2 protein-coding genes are annotated in these 2,938 nt (G+C 68.5%); both read right to left on the bottom strand.

The features are described 5' to 3' along the window. Window positions 1-165: 165 nt before the first annotated feature. Window positions 166-1,338, bottom strand: a complete 1,173-nt coding sequence (gene mmsB, locus ACFWFR_RS18825) for a multiple monosaccharide ABC transporter permease (RefSeq protein ID WP_377624112.1) — start codon at window positions 1,336-1,338, stop codon at window positions 166-168. Continuing rightward, on the bottom strand, window positions 1,335-2,885 hold the full coding sequence (gene mmsA / locus ACFWFR_RS18820) for a multiple monosaccharide ABC transporter ATP-binding protein (RefSeq protein ID WP_377624111.1): 1,551 nt from the start codon (window positions 2,883-2,885) through the stop codon (window positions 1,335-1,337). The genes mmsB and mmsA overlap by 4 nt, the downstream gene beginning before the upstream one ends. Window positions 2,886-2,938 lie beyond the last annotated feature (53 nt).

The following is a 2,938-nucleotide window of genomic DNA, read 5'->3' as shown; positions in this document are numbered from 1 at the left end:
CGTCAGCTGTGAAACCGACCCCGGGGCCACGGCCGCCCCGGCCCCCCGGCACAGCCCCGCGGGGTGCGCGCGGCTCTCGCCGCACGCACCCCGCTGGTCCGGTCACGGCAGGACGGGTGTGCGCCCGTGCTGCCGTCCCCCCACCGCCACTCTCCTCACGACGGATCAGGAGAGTGCGGCGCGCCTCTTGCTCAGCAGGTCGAACGCGACCGCGAGGAGCAGGACCAGGCCCTTGATCGCCTGCTGCCAGGCGGCGTCGACGGCCATGATCGACAGACCCATGTTGAGCACGCCCATGATGAGCGCACCGATCATGGCCCCGGACACGCGTCCTACGCCGCCCGCGACCGCGGTGCCGCCGATGAAGCACGCGGCGATCGCGTCGAGCTCGTAGTTGTTGCCCGCAGCGGCCACGCCGGCCCCGGCACGTGACGTCGTGATGACGGCCGCGACCGCTGCCAGGACACCCATGTTGACGAAGATGCCGAAGTCGACCCGGCGCGAGTTGACGCCCGACAGGACCGCCGCGTGCCGGTTCCCGCCGATCGCGTAGACGTGCCGACCGAACACGCTGCGGTTGAGCACGAACGAGTACGCGATGATGAGGATGCCCACGATGAGCAGGACGACGGGCGTGCCGCCCGAGCTGAGCGAGAGCCAGTACGTCACGACACCGATGAGCACCGCGGCCAGGACGATCTTGACGACGAACGCGGGCAGCGGCTCGACCGCGAGGTCGTGGCGGCGCAGCGAGCTCCGTGCGCGCCACTGCGCCACGGCGAACGCCACGATCCCGATCGCGCCGATCACCAGCGTCACGACGTCGAGGTCGCCCACGAACCCGAACCAGTTGGGCACCGAACCGTTGCTGATCGCGATGAAGCCGCTGGGGAGTCCCGCGACCGTGGTGCCGACCAGGACGATCGCCAGACCGCGGAAGATGAGCATGCCCGCGAGGGTCACGATGAACGCGGGTATCCCCACGTACGCGACCCAGAAGCCCTGCCACATCCCGACGAGCGCCCCGACCCCGAGGGACAGGACCACGGCGAGGAGCCACGGCAGGTCCCACTGGCTCATCATGATGGCGCACAGGCCGCCGACGAAGGCGACGACCGAGCCGACCGACAGGTCGATGTGTCCTGCGACGATCACCATGACCATGCCGATCGCGAGGATCATCACGTAGGCGTTCTGCTGGATGAGGCTCGCGACGTTGTTCGGGTAGAGCAGTCGTCCGTCCGTGAGGACCTGGAACAGCAGGACGATCACGAGCAGTGCCGCGACGATGCCGTACTGGCGGACGTTGCGGCCGAGGTATTCCCTGACGGCGTTCATCGGACGGTGACTCCCTTGTCCATGGTCATGTAGTGCATCAGTGCTTCTTGGGTGGCGTCGGCGCGCGCGACCTCGCCGGTGATCCGGCCCTGGCTCATCGCGTAGACACGGTCGCACAGGCCGATGAGCTCGGGGAGCTCGGAGGAGATGACGACGACGGCCTTGCCGGCGTCGGCGAGCGCGTTGATGATCGCGTAGATCTCGTACTTGGCGCCCACGTCGATGCCGCGCGTCGGCTCGTCGAGGATGAGGACGTCGGGGTCGGAGTAGACCCACTTCGACAGGACGACCTTCTGCTGGTTGCCGCCCGAGAGCTTCCCGACGACGGCCTCGACCGTCGGGGCCTTGATCCGGAAGTCGGTGCGGTAGCGCTCGGCGACCTGGGTCTCGGCCTGCGAGTCGACGACGCCCCAGCGCGAGACCTTGCCCAGCGCCGAGGCCGAGATGTTCTCGCGGATGGTCTGGATGAGGTTGAGCCCGTACCGCTTGCGGTCCTCGGTCGCGTAGGCCAGCCCGTGGGCGATGGCCTCCTTGACGCTGCGCGTCCGGATGAGGGTCCCGTTCTTGTACACGCTGCCGGAGATCCTGGAGCCGTACGAGTGCCCGAACACGCTCATCGCGAGCTCGGTGCGCCCTGCGCCCATGAGGCCGGCCATGCCGACGATCTCGCCCGCGCGCACGTGCAGGTTCGCGTGGTCGACGACGACACGGTCGGTGTCGATCGGGTGGTGCACCGTCCAGTCCTCGATGCGCAGGACCTCGTCGCCGATCGTCGGCTCGTGCTCCGGGAAGCGGCTGTCGAGCGAGCGGCCGACCATGCCGCGGATGATGCGGTCCTCGGTCACGAGCTCTTCGCCGTGCAGGTCGAGGGTCTCGATCGTCGCGCCGTCGCGGATGATCGTCACGCGGTCGGCGATCGCGGCGATCTCGTTGAGCTTGTGGGAGATGATGATGCAGGTGATCCCGTGGCTGCGGAACTCGTCGATCAGCTTGAGCAGGTGGGCGCTGTCCTCGTCGTTGAGCGCCGCGGTGGGCTCGTCGAGGATGAGCAGGTCCACGCGCTTGGACAGCGCCTTGGCGATCTCGACGAGCTGCTGCTTGCCGACCCCGATGTCCATGGCCTTGGTCGCGGGGTTCTCGCCGAGCCCCACGCGCTCGAGCAGCGCGGCGGCCTCGCTCGTGGTCCGGTGCCAGTCGACGATCCCCGCCGAGGCCTTCTCGTTGCCGAGGAAGATGTTCTCCGCGATCGACAGGTGCGGCACGAGCGCCAGCTCCTGGTGGATGATGACGATCCCGCGGGCCTCGCTGTCCCGGATGGTCCGGAACTCGCACGTCTCGCCGTCCATGACGATCGTGCCCTCGTAGGTGCCGTGCGGGTAGACGCCCGACAGCACCTTCATCAGGGTCGACTTGCCGGCCCCGTTCTCCCCGCAGATCGCGTGGACCTCGCCTCGACGCACGTCCAGCGTGACGTCCTGCAAGGCCTTGACGCCGGGGAACTCCTTGGTGATCCCCCGCATCTCGAGGATGTTGCTCTCGCTGGCCATGGGTCAGCTCCTCACTCGTCCGTTCCTGTCGGCGGGATCGCGCGGCCGTCGGC

Source organism: Oerskovia sp. NPDC060287 (assembly GCF_042726775.1).
Lineage (GTDB): Bacteria > Actinomycetota > Actinomycetes > Actinomycetales > Cellulomonadaceae > Oerskovia > Oerskovia merdavium.
This window is presented reverse-complemented; position numbering and strand designations above follow the sequence as displayed.